This is a genomic window from Pseudarthrobacter sp. NPDC059871, assembly GCF_042731175.1.
Lineage (GTDB): Bacteria > Actinomycetota > Actinomycetes > Actinomycetales > Micrococcaceae > Arthrobacter.
This window is the reverse complement of sequence record NZ_JBHWJV010000006.1, coordinates 28199-44164: the sequence shown is the minus strand read 5'-3', so window position 1 is coordinate 44164 and position 15966 is coordinate 28199. Positions and strand designations below refer to the sequence as shown.

Below are 15966 nucleotides of genomic sequence, written 5' to 3'. Positions count from 1 at the left end.
ACCACCCGGGCGCCGCGAACAGCTTCCCGCAAGGAGGCCGCCGCTGATTGACTCTTGTTCACGCATCGTCTTTCCGCACCCACTGACGAGAGCCCCTGGGCTACCGATCCACCGGATGTCCGGTCATATCGGTGGCTGAGGGGCTCTTGTGCTGTTCCGCATAGGCTGGATGCATGACTTTGGCCGGCCGCTTCGCCCCTAGCCCTTCCGGCGAACTGCACGTGGGCAACCTTCGTACCGCCATCCTCGCCTGGCTCTTCGCCCGCTCCACGGGCCGCAGCTTCCTCCTGCGCGTTGAGGACCTGGACAGGGCCCGCGCAGGGGCCGAGGCCGTCCAGTTGCGCGACCTCGCCGCGGTAGGGGTGGACTGGGACGGTGCGGTGGTCCGGCAGACTGCACGCGGATCCTTGTATGAGGAGGCCATCGGGCGCCTGCAGTCCGCAGGCCTCACCTACGAGTGCTTCTGCACCCGCCGTGAAATCCAGGAAGCCCCCTCCGCCCCGCATGCACCCCAGGGCGCCTATCCCGGCACCTGCCGCAACCTTGAACCCGCAGAGCTGGAGTTCAAGCGCTCCACCCGGCCAGCGGCCATCCGGCTGCGCGCCGACGTTGCGGAGTTCACTGTCCGGGATGTCCTGCACGGCGCCTACACCGGTGTGGTGGATGACTTCGTGCTCCGCCGCAACGACGGTGTCACCGCATACAACCTGGCGGTGGTGGTGGACGATGCCGACCAGGGCATTGACCAGGTGGTCCGCGGCGACGACCTGCTTCCCTCGACCCCCAGGCAGGCATATCTCGCCTCCCTCCTGAATATTCCAGTTCCGGAATATGCCCACGTCCCGCTGGTGGTGAATTCCGACGGCGTCCGGCTGGCGAAGCGCGATGGTGCCGTGACGATCGGCGACCTCGACGCTGCGGGCGTTCGGGTGGACCAGGTCCGGAACCGGCTGCTGGCGTCACTCGGGCTCCCCCCGGTGCCGCTGCGCCAGGCGCTCGGCGCCTTTCATCCCGCCCGGGTGCCGACCTCGCCCTGGGTTTGGGAGGGCTTCGTCAACAATCGTTGACGCGCACCCACGCCGTCAACTAATGTTGACGGCGTGGAGGTGGACCGGATGAAGACACTCGTTGGATCAATGGACGGCAAGGGCCCCGCCGAGGCCCTGCAGGCCGTTGCCGAATTGCAGAAGGAAGTCAGCCGGGCGGAGGCGGCCCTGGTGCGCGGCGCCAGGCAGGCCGGCTTGTCCTGGGAGGCCATTGCGCTGTGCCTGGGCGTCACCAAGCAGGCGGTACACCGGAAGTACGGCAAGCAGTAGCCCGGCCGGACTGCTTTGCCCTACGCCGGAAGCCCCGGCTCCGCGCCCGTCTCAAGCTTCGACAAGGCCGCATGCACCCGGTCGCTGCCGCGTTTCTCGTCAATGACGATCGAGGCGGCCAGGGCGGCCACGATGACCAGCAGGCACACGGGGACAGAGGTGCCAACCGCGGCCAGGGCCACGGCACCGCCCTGGACAGCGATGACACCCGCCGCAACCGCGATGACCATCCGGTCGGTTCCCATCATCACGATGTACAGCCAGGTGAGGGTTGCCTTGAAGACTGCCACCGGAATGGCGATGCTCGCCACGGCTGCCGCAGCGCTGATGTGGGCCTCGTGGTCGATGTAGTACGCGGCGACGTGGAGGCCGGCGCCGGTGGCGGCGATGGCCGCGAAAATGGGGATATGGCCGTAGCCGAACAGGTAGGACCGGTGCCGCCGCAGGTGCAGCGCCCGCCCGGCAGGCAGCATGAAGTACACCCACCACATGCCAAAGGCCAACGCCGTTCCGCCGAATCCCACCAGGGCCGCGTCCATGGTCCACCCGCTGTTGGCTACAAACGCGCGCAACGTCTCGATGGCACCGATCAGGCACTCACCCAGGGCAATGATGGCGAGCAGTCCGTACCGTTCGGCGATGTGGTGTGCATGCCATGGGGTGGTTGCCCTGCGCTCGGCAAAATAGGGCGTGGCCATCTCCAGTGCCACCAGCGGAACCACCATCAGGAGGGTGGCGGCAACCCCGGTGTCGAGGATCAGCACCGCCACCCAACCCAACTGGACGATGGCCAGGTACCGGGCGTAGCGCAGGCACGTCTCGCGGCGGGCAGGATCCTGGCGCGCAGCCCGCATCCACTGCGCCACCAGGGCCAGGCGCATCAGGATGTAGCCGCCCACAATGACCCTGTTGTCCACGTGCTGCCCCTCGACGATCGAGTGGAACATCGGTTCGATTCCCATGGTGAGGATCAGGACGCCCACGATCTGGACCATGGTGACCACGCGGAACACCCAGTCGTCCGTGTCGTAGGCGCTGGCGAACCAGGTGAAATTGATCCAGGCCCAGATCACGGCGAACATCGCGAAGGCGAACCCGATTAGCCCGGGCAACACGTGGGCTTCTGCGATTTCATGGGCGAACTGGCTTCCCGCCACGCCAAAGGCAATAACGAACGTCAGGTCGAAGAAAAGCTCCAGCGGGGTGGCTGCCCGGTGTTTCTCATGAGGATCGCGGCCGCCCATGCGCGCGAACGCATGCCGAAGGGGGTTTGAGGACATGCCTCAAAGATAGCCGGACCGGACCCGTTCAGACCCTGCCCAAAGCGTCTATGTCTTCGAGGAAGTCCTGGTGCACCTCGGCGCTGACGGTGGTGCGGGTTTCGGCGATCGCCGCGAGGTAATCCTCTGTGGAGGGCCCCTTCCGTACCGCCTCCCGGACGGACGGCCGCGCATCGGAGGCCAGCCCGCCGTCGCTGTCCTTGCCGTAAACAACGTTTTCGAGAGCCCGCTGGGAGGCGCTCCGCGCGGCATACTCGATGTCCGCCGGGGAGAAGCCCTCGGTCCGCTCCACGAGGAGTTCCACGTCCACGTCATCCACCACGGGGGCGGGGATGAAGCGCTGCCACATGGCCTCGCGGGCCTGCCGGTCCGGCAGGCCGATGGGAATGACGTAGTCGAACCGGCCGTGCCGCAGGAACGCGGTGTCCAGGGCACGGATGAAGTTGGTGGCGCAGACCAGGATCCGGCCGGGCTGTTCCCGGAACGCCGGAATGATCTTCAGCAGCTCATTGGTGACGCCCTGCAGGGGTGAGGGCGGGTCCCCGGCGCGCTGGGAGGCGATCTCCTCCACCTCGTCGATGAAGACCACCGCGTGCTCGAGTTCGGCGATCTCCAGAAAGGTTTCCCGCAGTGCCCCTGCCAGGCCCTGCGGATCCGCGGCGAGGCGGGACGGGAACACCTCCACGAACGGCCACTCCAAGCGGGAGGCGATGGCCTTGGCGAAGGTGGTCTTGCCGGTGCCGGGAGGGCCGAAAAGTACGACGGCGCGCGGCGGCACCACGCCGAATTCGTCCGCGAGATCCGCCTCGGCCAGCGGCAGTACCAGGCGGCGTTCCAGGAGTTCCTTTTCCTTCCGCATCCCGGCGACGTTTTCCCAGAGGTCGCGGGCGAGGACGCGGCCGCCGAGCTGGCCCAGCGCACCGAGCTCCTGCCGCTGCACGGGGATGGTGCGTTCGAAGTAGCGCAGGTTCTTCTTCAGCGCGAAGCCGCGGCCCAGGAATGCTTCCACCCGGGTTTCGGATTCAGGCATCAGGGCGGAGAGCTTGTTCAGCCCGTGCGGGGCCATCCGGTTTTCGACGGCGGCCAGCAGTGAGGTGCCGATGCCCCGGCCGCGGTACTCCGGCAGGGTGGCCAGGAAGACAATCCAGCCCTGGTCGTGCGCGGCACGCCCCACGGCGGCGCCCACCACCTGGTCACCCAGCACCGCCACCACGGCATGGTCCTTCTCGCACGAGGCCAGGACCTCGGAGAGCGCGTACACCGGTTCCACGTTAGTTGCCTTCAGCGTCTCCCACAGGTGCAGGATCCCGTCCAGGTCCGCCGAATGGAAATCCCTGATCCGCCAGTTGGTCATGCCGTCACTCCTGTTGGTTCCCCGTTGAACTGCCCATGGTCTCTACTGCAGCGAGCATAAGCGATGCGATGGACGTTCCCCGTTGCGGTCCCGTTGCATGACGGGCTGCCGGCAGCAGTTCCTTTGGGTGCCAAGCAACTCCGGGGTGCTCCGCAGGGTAGCCGGGGGCGTTGAGCCTGTCCGGCACGAGGAGTAGCGTGTGATGCACATCACCCAAACCCCTAGGAGCAACCATGCCACATCTGGGACGCCGGGTAGGAGCCTTAACGGCTGCACTGGCGATGAGCGTGACGTCCGGAGCCATCATGAGCCCGGCCTCGGCCCACAAGTGGGACGACGAGCCCGAGAAGAAAGCCACAGCCACCGGATACGGGGGAGCGGTCAGCACGGTGGACGCCGATGCTTCCGCTGCCGCCATTAAGGTGCTCCGCAAGGGCGGCAACGCCGTGGACGCCGCCGTGGCCGCGGCAGCAACCCTGGGGGTGACGGAGCCCTACTCAGCCGGCATCGGCGGAGGCGGCTACTTCGTGTACTACGACGCAAAGAGCGGCGAGGTGCACACACTGGACGGCCGCGAAACCGCACCTGCGGCAATGCCGAACGATGCGTTCATCGATCCCAAGACCGGCAAGGCGTACAACTTCTCCCCGGAACTCGTCACCAGCGGCGTCTCCGTAGGCGTCCCCGGCACGGCGGCCACGTGGGAGCGGGCCCTCGAACGCTGGGGCAGCCTGAGCCTCGGCGATGCCCTAAAGCCTGCCATTGACGTGGCAGACAACGGATTCACCGTGGACGGCACCTTCAACCTCCAAACCGAAGAAAACAGGGTGCGCTTCTCCGCCTTCCCGTCCACCAGCGAGCTCTATCTTCCGGGCGGCAAGGCGCCCGCTGTCGGATCTGTCCTGAAGAACCCCGACCTCGCCGCCACCTACCGCTTGCTCGGCGACGAGGGCACTGACGCCTTCTACGAGGGGCCGCTGGCCGAGGAAATCGCTGCGACGGTCCAGAACCCGCCCAAGACGGCAACCACCAAGCTGCCCGTCCCCAAGGGCTACATGACCGCCGAGGACCTGGCCAACTACGAGGTCCTGAACCAGGACCCCACTCATGTGGAATACCGGGGGTACGACGTCTACGGCATGGCACCGTCCAGCAGCGGCGGCACAACCGTGGGCGAGGCCCTGAATATCCTGGCCCCGTTCGAACTGCCTGACCTGGTGAGGGGCAAGGGCAACGCCAAGAACCAGTCCGACGTCCTGCACCACTACCTGGAGGCGTCCGCGCTTGCCTTCGCTGACCGGGCCAAGTACGTCGGCGATCCCAATTTCGTGGAGGTTCCCACGGAGGCGCTCCTCGATGACGTGTTCGGCAAGGAGCGCGCCTGCAAGATCGATCCCCGGAAAGCGGCAGCGAAGCCCGTGCCGGCCGGCGACGTGGCCAATTACGACGGCACCTGCGATGTCGCGCCTGCGGTTGGCGAGGACGCCAAGGACACCGAGAACATCAACACCACCAACCTCACCGTCTCGGATCAGTGGGGCAACGTGGTGGAGTACACGCTCACCATTGAACAGACCGGTGGATCGGGCATTGTGGTTCCCGGCCGTGGCTTCATACTGAACAACGAACTCACGGACTTCTCCACCGAGTACAAGGCGGACGACCCCAACCGGATCCAGCCCGGCAAGCGCCCCCGGTCCTCGATGTCGCCCACCATCGTGCTCAAGGATGGCGACCCATTCCTGGCCCTCGGTTCCCCCGGCGGCTCGACGATCATCACTACTGTGCTGCAGACGCTGGTTAACCGGATCGACCTCGGCATGAGCATTGAAGACGCCGTGGCGGCTCCCCGCGCCTCGCAGCGGAACACCGCCAATGTGACAGCGGAACAGGGCTTCATCGACTCGCCCTCCGGCAAGGTCCTGGCGGCCAAGTTCGGCCACAAGTTCGTAGCGGCCGGCAGTCCCGGCACATCGGCGGCCGAGATCGGCGCAGCAACGGCCATCGAGTTCCATCGCGACGGTGGTGTGACGGCGGTCGCTGAACCCGAACGGCGCGGTGGCGGATCGGCCATGGTGGTCAAACCGGCCAGGTGAGCCGGCGGCTGCCCGCGGGCAGCTGCCCTTAAACCCTGACGGCGGCACCCGGGTCCTGTAGTTCCAGAACCCGGGTGCCGCCGTCGGACGTTAAGAAGCGCTACTTCTTGAAGGTGCCTGCCGGAGGGTTGGCGACCACCGGCGCGACGCCGGTGTGGCCTTCGCGGGTTGCGGCGATCTCATGGATGCGCTTGCGGCACGCGAACCAGCCGAACACCATCAGCACCGAGGCGATGGCTGTGACCATCATGGTCAGCGGTGAGTCGATGAACACCATCACCAGGACACCCACCAGGAAGACCAGGGAGAGGTATCCGGTGAACGGGGCCCCGAACATCCTGAAGGACGGCCGCTCCACCCATCCCTTGTCGGCCCAGCGTTTGAGCTGGATCTGGCACAGGACGATGGTGGCCCACGTCATGATGATGCCTACGGAGGCGATGTTCAGCACGATCTCGAAGGCTTCGGCCGGGACCAGGTAGTTCAGCGGAACACCGAGCAGCGAGACGCCGGCGGTGATGGCGATGCCGCCGTAGGGGACGCCGGCCTTGTTCATGCGGGACGCGAACTTCGGGGCGGATCCGTTCACGGACATCGAGCGCAGGATGCGGCCGGTGGAGTACAGGCCGGCGTTCAGCGAAGACAGCGCCGCGGTGAGGACCACCAGGTTCATGATCACGTCCACGCCCTGGACGCCGATGGAGCCGAAGAACGTCACGAACGGGCTGACGCCCTTCTGGTAGGACGTATACGGCAGCAGCAGGGCCAGCAGGATCACGGAGCCCACGTAGAAGACGGCGATGCGGAAGACCACGGAGTTGATGGCCTTGGGCATGATCTTTTCGGGGTTCTCGGTCTCGCCGGCCGCGGTGCCCACGAGCTCGATCGAGGCGTAGGCGAACAGGACGCCCTGCATGAGGATGATCATGGGCAGCAGGCCGTTGGGGAAGACGCCGCCGTTGTCCGAGAGGAGGCTCAGGCCTACCTGCTGGCCGTCCACCGGGGTGCCGAAGATGACGAAGTACGTGCCCACCAGGAGGAATGCCACCAGGGCGGCGACCTTGATGAGGGCGAACCAGAACTCCATCTCGCCGAACACCTTCACGGACACCAGGTTCAGGCTCAGGACTACCACCAGGGCAATCAGGGCCCAGGCCCACTGCGGGACATCAGCCATCCAGGGGACGTAGTTGCCGAAGAAGTGCATGTACAGCGCGGCCGCAGTGATGTCCACGATGGTGGTGGTGGCCCAATTGATCCAGTAGAACCAGCCGGAAACGAACGCGGCCTTTTCCCCGAAGAACTCACGGGCGTAGGAGACGAAGGAGCCGGACGAGGGCCGGTGCAGCACCAGTTCGCCGAGGGCGCGCAGAATCAGGAACGCGAAGAAGCCGCAGATGGCGTAGGCGATCACCAGCGACGGGCCGGCAGCGTTCAGGCGGCCGCCGGCACCGAGGAACAGGCCGGTGCCGATGGCGCCGCCAATGGCGATCATCTGGATCTGCCGCGGTTTCAGGCTCTTGTGATAGCCCTTGTCCTCGGCATGCAGCGAGGTCTCGGTGGCGTGGGCGTGACCACCGTCGATGACGTGGTCTGGGAGTGGGGACTGACTCATGGGTGTCCTTACAGACGGGGAAAGTTGGGGACTTTACTTGCTGAGGTTGGCGAGCCGTTCCGGGCTCAGGAGTTCCTGCAGTTGGGTGGCTGTGAGCAGTCCGTGTTCCAGGACCAGTTCGGCCACACCCTTGCCGGTGGCGAGGGCTTCCTGCGCGATGGCGGTGGCCGTGGCGTAGCCCAGGTGGGGGTTCAGGGCGGTGACCAGGCCGATGGATTGCTCCACCGTGAGCCGCAGGTGTTCGGTGTTGGCAGTGATTCCACGGATGCAGCGCGCCGTCAGGGTGCGGCAGGCTGCTTCGAGGTGGGAGATGCTCTTGTGGAGGCTGTGGACAATGATGGGTTCGAACGCGTTGAGCTGAAGCTGCCCGGCTTCGGCGGCCATGGTGATGGTGACATCGTTGCCGATCACTTCGTAGGCCACCTGGGAGACCACTTCCGGGATCACCGGGTTGATCTTGCCGGGCATGATGGAGGAACCGGACTGGACGGCCGGAAGGTTGATTTCGCCCAGGCCGGCGCGCGGGCCGGAGGACAGCAGGCGGAGGTCGTTGCAGATCTTGGAGAGCTTGACGGCTACCCGCTTGAGCACGCCGGAGAGGTGCACGAATGCGCCCACGTCCTGGGTGGCTTCGATGAGGTCGACGGCGGTGACCAGCGGCAGGCCGGTGACCTCGGCCAGGTGCCGGCAGGCGGCGTCGGCGTAGCCGGCCGGTGCGTTGAGGCCGGTGCCGATGGCGGTGGCGCCCAGGTTGATTTCGTGGATCAGGAGTTCGGCTTCTGCCAGGCGCAGCCGGTCTTCGCCGATGGTGACGGCGTAGGTGCCGAACTCCTGGCCCAGGGTCATGGGGACTGCGTCCTGGAGCTGGGTGCGGCCCATCTTCACCACGGTGCGGAACTCCAGGGCCTTGGCGGCGCAGGCCTCTTCCAGCTCGGCCAGGGCGTCCAGGAGTTCCCGGGCGGCGAAGATGGTGCCCAGCTTCACCGCGGTGGGGTAAACGTCGTTGGTGGACTGGCTGAGGTTGACGTGATCGTTGGGGTGCAGCCGCGCGTATTCACCCTTGGGATGGCCAAGGATTTCCAGGGCGCGGTTGGCGATGACCTCGTTGGCGTTCATGTTCGACGACGTTCCGGCACCGCCCTGGATGACGTCCACCACGAACTGCTCACCAAGCTTGCCGTCCAGGATGTCCTGGCAGGCCTGCTCGATGGCGGCGGTGCGTTCGGCATCCAGCAGGCCAAGGTCCCGGTTGGTGCGGGCGGCGGCGAGCTTGACCGCTGCCAGGCCACGGACCAGGTGCATGTTGGAGGAGAGCGGCTGGCCGGTGATGGGGAAGTTCTCCACGGCGCGCAGGGTGTGCACGCCCCAGTATGCCTCCGCGGGGACGTCGCGGTCACCCAGCAGGTCGTGTTCGGACCGGAAGTTTTCGGCGGTTGGTGTGATGGTCATGGGGGTCCTTACGGGCTTCGTTGTCTGGTTCGGACAGAAATTAGTTGAGGAAGTCGGTGGCCTGCAGCCGGCCCACTTCGTGGCCGCCGCCCAGCACGGGTGCGGTGGCGATGGGGGCCAGTGGGCCGGTGTCAAGTCCCAGCGCGTCGAGGAGCCGGACCGTGGCCGGCATCCTGGCGCGGTCGCCGCCGTCGGAAATCTTTACGGCCGCTGCACTGCCGTCGGCCAGGCCCACCAGCTGGACGCCTTCGAAGCCGTCCTTGGCCACGGCACCCGGCACCAGGCGCATGAGCTCGGTGACGTCGCGTCGCTCGCCGGCCACCATGTGGGGGTGCTGCTGCATGGCGAGCCCGACGGCGGCTTCCGCGCTTCGGGAAGCGGGCCCGCCGTCGTCGGGGGTTCCCTCGGCCTGGCCGGCGGCGCGCGCAATGAGGCCGAAGGCGCGGGCCATGCCGCGGAGGGTGAGGGCGAACAGCGGGGTTCCGCAGCCGTCGGTGCTGATGGCAGCGGGTTCTTCGCCGGTCAGTTCGGTGACGGTGGCGGCAACGAGCTGCTGGAGCGGGTGGGACGGCTCAAGGTAGTCGCGGACCGGCCAGCCGTTGATGGCGCAGGTGGCGGCCATGGCGGCGTGCTTGCCGGAGCAGTTCTGGGTGAGCTGGGTGGTTTCGCCGCCGTTCCGCAGCCATTCTTCGCGTTCGGCCGTGCCGTAGGGGAGGTCCGTGCTGTTTTCGAGGTCGGTGGCGCTGAGGCCGTGCTGTTCCAGGATGCGGAGGGCGCCGTCGCGGTGGCGGCTGTCGCCGGAGTGGCTGGCGGCGGCCAGGGCCAGGAGGTCTGCCGGGAGGTCCAGCCCGGCCCGGACCATGGCCACGGCCTGGAGCGGCTTGAGCGAGGAGCGCGGGTAGAAGGGGGCCTCCGGGTTGCCGGCGGTTGCGGCGGTGGAGCCGTCCCTGCGCAGGGCGAGGGCCGATCCGTAATGGACGCTTTCCACGAGGCCGCTGCGGACGGCCGCCACCAGGGGAGCGTGCTGCGGCAGGGCCAGGTGGTCCGGGGCAGGGGTGCGGGCAGCGGAAAACGCGGGGGAGGGCATGGTGTCCTTGGGGTTGCTGGTGGGTTATTTGTTGAGGATGGAATCGAGGGCGTGGCCCACGGCTTCCAGGTGGCGGGCCATGGCGGTCCGCGCGTCCCCGGCGGATCCGGCCTCGATGGCGGCGAGGATGTGCTGGTGTTCGATGTCCGAGGCGTGCTGGCGGTCAGCCACCATGTTCAGGGTCTCCGACTGGTGGGCCAGGGCGTCGCGGATATCGGCCACGACGCTTTCGAAGACCTTGTTCCCGCTGGCGCGGGCAATGGCGGCGTGGAAGGTGGAGTCCAGCGCCACCCAGGATTCGGGGTCGGTTTCGGTGGCCATGGCGGCCATGATCTGGCGGAGGGTGTCCAGCTCGTCGTCGGTGCGCCGCTCGGCGGCCAGGCCGGCGGCGGGGATTTCGATGTGCGGGCGGGCCTCGGTCAGGTCGCGGGCGGAGTACTGCCCCAGCGTCAGGTCGTTGGCCACCTTGTTGGCCACCACGAACGTGCCTTTGCCGGTCTTGGTGACCGTCAGGCCCAGGGCGGTGCAGGAGCGGAGCGCCTCCCGGATGACGGAGCGGCTCACGCCGTACTGCTGGGCGAGTGTGGCCTCGGAGCTGAGTTTGCTGCCCACGGGAACCAGGCCGGATTCGATGTCCACGCGGATCGCGTTGAAGACCGCTTCGGCGGCGCTGAGCCGCGCGAGGGGGAACGCAGGCTGTCCTGCTGTCCGGCTGTCTGACAGGTTCACGCTTAAAATATGGCACCGGTCACACGTAGGTGTCAAGCCCCACTTTCCACCGGCTTGGGACGACCGGCACGAACGTGCCGTATTGCCGGACTGGGCTCTACCGCCGCATCACCAGTACTGCTACATTGACCCTAACCGGCACGATCGTGCCTCAGGAGGTACGCATGACGTCAGCAATGAACCTGATTGCAACGGAGGTCCGGGCAAGGCGCACTTCGCTGCGTCTCACCCAGCGGGACCTGGCGGACATGGCGGGTGTATCGGAGCGGTTCGTCCGGTTCGTGGAGCGGGGAAAGCCAAGCGTGCAGCTGGATTCGTTGCTTGCGGTCCTGGACACGCTGGGCCTCGAACTGCGCATTGCCGGCAGGGCCAGCCAGGCGGAGCGTTCCCTGAGCGGCCCGAGCCGTGCCGGGAGTGAAGCGCCGTGAGGCACCGCATCGCCGACGTCTACAAGGCAGGGATCCTGGCCGCCCGGCTGGAGCGGTACGACGGCGGAACGAGGTTCAGCTACCTCCCCGCCTACCTGGCCGGCGGCGGGCCCGCCGTCGCGTCCTCCCTTCCCCTCACCGCCGAACCGGTCATGTCCGCCGCGGGTGCCGCCCCGCCGTACTTCACCGGCCTGCTGCCGGAAGGACGGCGCTTGAATGCGCTGCGCCGGTCCATCAAAACCAGCGCCGACGACGACCTGTCCCTGCTGATCGCGGCTGGCGGGAACCCTGTGGGCGACGTCCAGATCATTGGCCACGGCGAACCCCTGGATCCGGACGAGCATGCGGTGGAACTGGACCCGCGGCAGCCGGTGGATTTCGACGAACTCCTCGGCGACCCGGACCTGATCGATCCCGTGGCGCTCGCCGGCGTGCAGGACAAGCTGTCCGCCGGGATGATCTCGCTCCCCGTGGCCGCCAAGGGGAAGCGGTTCATCCTTAAGCTCAACGCCCCCGAGTTCCCGCATGTGGTGGAGAACGAGTTCGCCATGTTCCGCTACGCGGCCAAGCTGCGGATTCCGCTGAGCCGCGTGGGGCTGATCCGGGACGTCGCCGGGCGGCCGGGCCTGCTGGTGGAACGCTTCGACCGCGTGCCGCCGCTGGAGGCGGCGGCCGGAGCCGGGTCCGACGAGGTGCTGCGGCTCGCCGTCGAGGACGGAGCCCAGGTGCTCGGGCTGTACCCCGCGGACAAGTACAACGTGGGGTACGGGCAGGTGTGCCGGGCACTAGCTGAGCACTGCGCCGCGCCGCTGCCGGCCCTTCGCAACCTTGCCCTCCAAGGTGCGTTCGCCTGGCTGACTGGCAATGGCGACCTGCACGCGAAGAACGTGTCCATGGTGCAGGATCCCCGGGCCGGCTGGGTGATCGCGCCCGTCTACGACATCCCCTCCACGGTTGTTTACGGCGACAAGACGCTCGCCCTGGCCATCGACGGCAAGCGGACGGGCATCTCCCGCCGCCACTTCCTGGGCTGGACCGCGGGCCTCGGGCTTCCGGAGCGCGCCGCAACCAAGGTCATCGAGCTGGCGCTAAGGGCCTCGGGGCCGCTCGTTGCCGACCTTGAGCTAGGGACCGCCTTTACCGGTAACGCGCCGGCGGGAAAGAACGACGGCGGCAGGTCGCCGTTCCCGGACATGGTCACCAGGGCCTGGGTCAAGGAGTTGAAGCACCGCCGCCGGCTGTTCGAAGGGTAGGTCTCCGCGGCCCTGGGCGGGCGAGATGCCCCGCCGGGGGTGGTTCACAGGTGCTGAATGCCTGCCCGCTGCATCGCGTCCTTGTAGATCTCCACGTTCTTGGTCAGGATTTCTTCCTGCTTCGTGTCCGAAACGGCGAAAGCCCGGCCGCCAAGTGCGGTGGCCTTGTAGATCTTGATGCCGTTGTTCTTCAAGGCAGCGTGGTAGGTCTTCTCGTACAGCGTCAGGAAGGTGGATGCGTCGGTTCCGTGGGCGATGATCGCCGAGACGCGGGAGTTGATCTTGAGGAACTGGCGGAACGGGCGGAGGCCGTCCGTCTTTTCCTGGATGCTCAGTGCCGAGGGGCTGCCGCTTTCCCGCACCCAGGGGTACGCGTTCCAGGGCATGACGTAGCGGGGGTCCAGCTCGGCCAGTTCGTAAATCTGGGTGGCGCGGCGTGCGGCCTCATCGTCATTGTTGTGGGACACGAACCCGGATTCGGTGCCCTTACCGGGGCTGACCTGAAGGCTGACGATCCGGCATTCGTCCTCGTCGTGCACCGGATCGATGTACGGGACGGTGGAGCCCGGCTTTTTCTCCATGAGTTCCTCGCAAAGCTGGGTTACCTTCGCGATGTTCGGTTCCTGTAGCAGGGCTTTCTTTTCGTCCCAATCAATCGTCACGATCTCTCCCTCAGCAGCACGGCGTCCAGAAACAGGCGTCTGATGCCACTCTACGCTTCTCCGCAGAGGGGTGGGCAGGGGAAAAACACTGGCGGGGTCCGGCCGCCGTGGTGGCCGCCGTCGGCGATGCTGTTCAATAAGGAGCGTGCAGTTCACCAGGAAAGGCCTGAAAACCGATGGTTTCGCAGGCTTCAGGCCCATCGACGATCTCGACATCATGCGCATCCCGCAGGGAACCGGGCTGTTCGTCGTCGTTGCGCCGGCAGGGTTTCTGCCCCGCTTCCTGAAAAGGAGCACCGCCGGCGTCTTCAAGAAAAGGCAGCCGACCCTCCCCGAACCGGAGCTCCGGGCCGAGTGGGTCGAATCGGCATCGGTCCTTTACATCGGCAAGGCCGGCCCCGGCAGCAAGGGCAACCGGGGACTGAGGCGCCAGATCCAGGAATTCGTTGATTTCGGTCGAGGGAAACCGCCGGGCCACTGGGACGGAAGGCTCATTTGGCAGCTGGCCCAGGCGGCTGACTTGGTTGTGGCCTGGAAAGAGCTGCCGGCTGAGAACCTGAACCAGGTGGAGGCCGCCTACCATGCAGGCTTTGTGGCGGAGTTCGGGAAACTGCCGTTCGCCAATCTTGTCCAGGCACGCGGCAGCGCTCCCGCCTGACCTGGAAGGCTGCCTGGGGCGGTCACGGTTCAGCCGTCCTGCGGAGCCGCCCATCCGGCGTCGTACGTGAAATGCCCGCCCACCAGCGTTGCCGCGACGGGCATGGCAGCCAGCCCGGAGTCCGGAACCGCCAAAGGGTCGGCGTCAAGAAGCACAAGGTCGGCCGGGCTGCCCACCTGCACGGTGCCGCGGCCCCGGGTGGAGGCGGCCAGCGCCTGTTCGCGGGTGATGGCTTCCTGCGGCTGCCAGGGATCGCGGCCGTCGAAGGAAGACCGGGTGGTGGCAGCCGACACCGCTGTCCAGGGATCGAGCGGAGCCACCGGCGCATCCGATCCCAGCGCCAGCGTGGCACCGGCGTCCAGGAGCGACCGCAGCGGAAAGGCCCGGTCTGTCCGCCCGCGCCAGTTGGCTTCCGCGGCGTCCCGGTCGTCGAGCGCATGCACCGGCTGCACACTGGCCACCACGCCCAGGGCTGTGAAACGGGCAAAGTCCTCCCGCAGGACAAACTGGGCATGCTCGATCCGGCCACCTGTGCCTGCATGCCCGAACGCGTCCAGGGCCACCCGGTTGGCGGCATCACCGATGGCGTGGACTGCCGGGACGAACCCGGTGTCCCGCGCCCGCCGCAGCAGGGCACGCAACTCGTCAACGGGAACGGTCAGCAGGCCGTGCCCGCCAAACGGATACGGATCCACGCAGTATGCGGTCCGGGTGTTCAGGGACCCGTCAATCAGGATCTTCAGCGGGCCGGTGCGCAGCAGGCCATTGCCGCCGGAAACCTCCCGGCCCGTCCGCAGGCCTTCCGCCGCAGCCCGTTCCAGGTCCGCCGGGTACACGCCGGCCTCCACGCGCAGGCTGTCGAAACCGGCGGCCATCCGCCGCAGCCACGGATCGCGGTTCCACGTCATCTCAAAATCCACCACACCCACCACGCCCCTGGCGGCGGCACTCCGGGCGGCCTGGCTGACCCAGCCGTCCACCACGGCATCCGGCAACCGGCCCAGCTCGCGGGTCAGGAGGAAGGCAGGTTCCTCGCGGAGCAGCCCCGAAGCGTCCACCTGGAGCGCGTAGCGGCGGGCGGCAGCCGTATTCACCCACACGCAGTGCAGGTCGTGGCTGATGAGCGCGGCCGGCCGTTCCCCGGCGGCGGCATCGAGCATGGCCAACGTGGGCGCATCCGGCCAGAGGGCATCACGGAAGCCCACCCCCACAGCGGTGATCGGGTGGCCGGGTCCGCTCCCCTCCGCGCCAGCGGTATCCGCGGCAATGAAGCGCCCGACGGCGGCGGCGGCCTCCCGCGCGGACGTCACTGCGGCGAGGTCAAGCCGGTTCGCGTGAAGGGCCCATTGGGTGAAATGGACATGTTCGTCCCACAGGCCCGGGATGAGGAACCGGCCGGCGCAGTCAACAGTCCGTAGTGGCCGGGCCTTGTGCGCCAGCGTCCCCGCCGGGCTGATCCCCGCCACCACCCCGCCGCGGAGGTGCACATCGAGGGGTGCCTTCGAGCCGGGGCGGCGTACGGAGGCCAGGACGAGGTCCGCAGCAGCCGCCGTCACCGTGTTGCCGTCACTGGGTTGGTGTCACCGTGCTGCAGCCACGGGATCTGGTCACTGCCCACGGCACGTCACGCGGACCCGCGGAGGCGGTCCATCTCCCGGCGGTCCTTCTTCGTGGGCCGGCCGGTGCCCCGGTCCCGCTGCGGGATGCCCAGCGCGGGGGCCACGGGCCGTGGCGGGGTGTGGTCGGTGAAGCAGTGCGACGCCACTTCGGCACCGACGCGTTTGACGATCAGGCGGCGGACCTCGAGGATCCGTTCGTAGCCGGGCATCCGGACGGTCACCGTATCGCCCGTGACGAGGGTGGCCGATGCCTTGGCCGGTGTTCCGTTGAGGCGGACGTGGCCGGCGCGGCAGGCCGCGGTGGCGGCTGAACGCGTCTTGTAGGCGCGGATGGCCCACAGCCACGCGTCGATGCGGGCGCTGGCGGGGGAGGAGGGAAGGCTCGTCATGGTTGGCACCGAGTATAGCCCCGGCGCCCGG

The 15966-nt window shown here is 67.5% G+C and carries 15 protein-coding genes; 6 read left to right on the top strand and 9 right to left on the bottom strand.

Translation table 11 applies throughout. From position 1 onward, the window contains the following. Positions 1–173: 173 nt before the first annotated feature. Positions 174–1067 carry a tRNA glutamyl-Q(34) synthetase GluQRS gene (gene gluQRS, locus ACFV4R_RS09625; RefSeq protein ID WP_377202326.1) on the top strand — a complete coding sequence of 298 codons (894 nt, stop codon included), beginning with the start codon at positions 174–176 and terminating at the stop codon, positions 1065–1067. Between the two features lie 48 nt (positions 1068–1115). Next, complete coding sequence (locus ACFV4R_RS09620) at positions 1116–1316, top strand: AsnC family protein (protein ID WP_377202325.1); 201 nt, start codon at positions 1116–1118, stop codon at positions 1314–1316. Between the two features lie 20 nt (positions 1317–1336). On the opposite strand, the gene ACFV4R_RS09615 is transcribed toward ACFV4R_RS09620, so the two are convergent. Together ACFV4R_RS09615 and ACFV4R_RS09610 are read right to left on the bottom strand one after the other, a co-directional pair. Next, positions 1337–2596: a low temperature requirement protein A gene (locus ACFV4R_RS09615; protein ID WP_377202324.1), complete on the bottom strand. Its 1260-nt coding sequence runs from the start codon at positions 2594–2596 to the stop codon at positions 1337–1339. 28 nt (positions 2597–2624) lie between these two features. After that, on the bottom strand, positions 2625–3950 hold the full coding sequence (locus ACFV4R_RS09610; RefSeq protein ID WP_377202323.1) for an ATP-binding protein: 1326 nt from the start codon (positions 3948–3950) through the stop codon (positions 2625–2627). Between the two features lie 233 nt (positions 3951–4183). Between ACFV4R_RS09610 and ggt the strand changes: the two genes are divergently transcribed. Continuing rightward, positions 4184–6046 carry a gamma-glutamyltransferase gene (gene ggt, locus ACFV4R_RS09605; protein WP_377202322.1) on the top strand — a complete coding sequence of 621 codons (1863 nt, stop codon included), beginning with the start codon at positions 4184–4186 and terminating at the stop codon, positions 6044–6046. Between the two features lie 100 nt (positions 6047–6146). On the opposite strand, the gene ACFV4R_RS09600 is transcribed toward ggt, so the two are convergent. Genes ACFV4R_RS09600 through ACFV4R_RS09585 form a run of 4 tightly spaced genes read right to left on the bottom strand, consistent with a single transcriptional unit; the run spans position 6147 to position 10926 of the window. Further along, positions 6147–7661, bottom strand: coding sequence for an amino acid permease (locus ACFV4R_RS09600; RefSeq protein WP_377202321.1), 1515 nt, complete (start codon positions 7659–7661; stop codon positions 6147–6149). 33 nt (positions 7662–7694) lie between these two features. After that, on the bottom strand, positions 7695–9110 hold the full coding sequence (locus ACFV4R_RS09595; RefSeq protein WP_377202320.1) for an aspartate ammonia-lyase: 1416 nt from the start codon (positions 9108–9110) through the stop codon (positions 7695–7697). 40 nt (positions 9111–9150) lie between these two features. Further along, positions 9151–10197: an asparaginase gene (locus tag ACFV4R_RS09590; RefSeq protein ID WP_377202319.1), complete on the bottom strand. Its 1047-nt coding sequence runs from the start codon at positions 10195–10197 to the stop codon at positions 9151–9153. A 24-nt stretch (positions 10198–10221) separates the two neighbouring features. After that, the gene (locus ACFV4R_RS09585) at positions 10222–10926 is read right to left on the bottom strand and encodes a FadR/GntR family transcriptional regulator (protein WP_377202318.1); all 705 of its coding nucleotides are present in this window, start codon (positions 10924–10926) and stop codon (positions 10222–10224) included. Between the two features lie 164 nt (positions 10927–11090). On the opposite strand from ACFV4R_RS09585, the gene ACFV4R_RS09580 reads away from it, so the two are divergent. After that, positions 11091–11354 (top strand): helix-turn-helix transcriptional regulator, encoded by a 264-nt coding sequence (locus tag ACFV4R_RS09580; RefSeq protein WP_377202317.1) that lies wholly within the window; start codon positions 11091–11093, stop codon positions 11352–11354. Then, positions 11351–12607, top strand: coding sequence for a type II toxin-antitoxin system HipA family toxin (locus ACFV4R_RS09575; protein WP_377202316.1), 1257 nt, complete (start codon positions 11351–11353; stop codon positions 12605–12607). Before ACFV4R_RS09580 ends, ACFV4R_RS09575 begins: the two co-directional genes overlap by 4 nt. A gap of 44 nt (positions 12608–12651) precedes the next feature. Here ACFV4R_RS09575 and ACFV4R_RS09570 read toward each other — a convergent pair whose 3' ends face one another. Then, the gene (locus ACFV4R_RS09570) at positions 12652–13269 is read right to left on the bottom strand and encodes a uracil-DNA glycosylase (RefSeq protein ID WP_377202315.1); all 618 of its coding nucleotides are present in this window, start codon (positions 13267–13269) and stop codon (positions 12652–12654) included. 145 nt (positions 13270–13414) lie between these two features. Here ACFV4R_RS09570 and ACFV4R_RS09565 point away from each other — a divergent pair, with 145 nt between their 5' ends. Beyond that, positions 13415–13927, top strand: coding sequence for a hypothetical protein (locus ACFV4R_RS09565; protein ID WP_377202314.1), 513 nt, complete (start codon positions 13415–13417; stop codon positions 13925–13927). Positions 13928–13956: 29 nt separating this feature from the next. Here ACFV4R_RS09565 and ACFV4R_RS09560 read toward each other — a convergent pair whose 3' ends face one another. Next, positions 13957–15483, bottom strand: coding sequence for an amidohydrolase (locus tag ACFV4R_RS09560; protein WP_377202313.1), 1527 nt, complete (start codon positions 15481–15483; stop codon positions 13957–13959). Between the two features lie 68 nt (positions 15484–15551). After that, positions 15552–15935 (bottom strand): RNA-binding S4 domain-containing protein, encoded by a 384-nt coding sequence (locus tag ACFV4R_RS09555; RefSeq protein WP_056078390.1) that lies wholly within the window; start codon positions 15933–15935, stop codon positions 15552–15554. Positions 15936–15966: the final 31 nt, after the last annotated feature.

Bases quoted from the DNA above. Each gene is read 5' to 3' on its own strand.
- gluQRS (WP_377202326.1), top strand. From the start codon at position 174: ATGACTTTGGCCGGCCGCTTCGCCCCTAGCCCTTCCGGCGAACTGCAC.
- ACFV4R_RS09620 (WP_377202325.1), top strand. From the start codon at position 1,116: ATGAAGACACTCGTTGGATCAATGGACGGCAAGGGCCCCGCCGAGGCC.
- ggt (WP_377202322.1), top strand. From the start codon at position 4,184: ATGCCACATCTGGGACGCCGGGTAGGAGCCTTAACGGCTGCACTGGCG.
- ACFV4R_RS09615 (WP_377202324.1), bottom strand. From the start codon at position 2,596: ATGTCCTCAAACCCCCTTCGGCATGCGTTCGCGCGCATGGGCGGCCGC.
- ACFV4R_RS09580 (WP_377202317.1), top strand. From the start codon at position 11,091: ATGACGTCAGCAATGAACCTGATTGCAACGGAGGTCCGGGCAAGGCGC.
- ACFV4R_RS09600 (WP_377202321.1), bottom strand. From the start codon at position 7,661: ATGAGTCAGTCCCCACTCCCAGACCACGTCATCGACGGTGGTCACGCC.
- ACFV4R_RS09595 (WP_377202320.1), bottom strand. From the start codon at position 9,110: ATGACCATCACACCAACCGCCGAAAACTTCCGGTCCGAACACGACCTG.
- ACFV4R_RS09555 (WP_056078390.1), bottom strand. From the start codon at position 15,935: ATGACGAGCCTTCCCTCCTCCCCCGCCAGCGCCCGCATCGACGCGTGG.
- ACFV4R_RS09610 (WP_377202323.1), bottom strand. From the start codon at position 3,950: ATGACCAACTGGCGGATCAGGGATTTCCATTCGGCGGACCTGGACGGG.
- ACFV4R_RS09590 (WP_377202319.1), bottom strand. From the start codon at position 10,197: ATGCCCTCCCCCGCGTTTTCCGCTGCCCGCACCCCTGCCCCGGACCAC.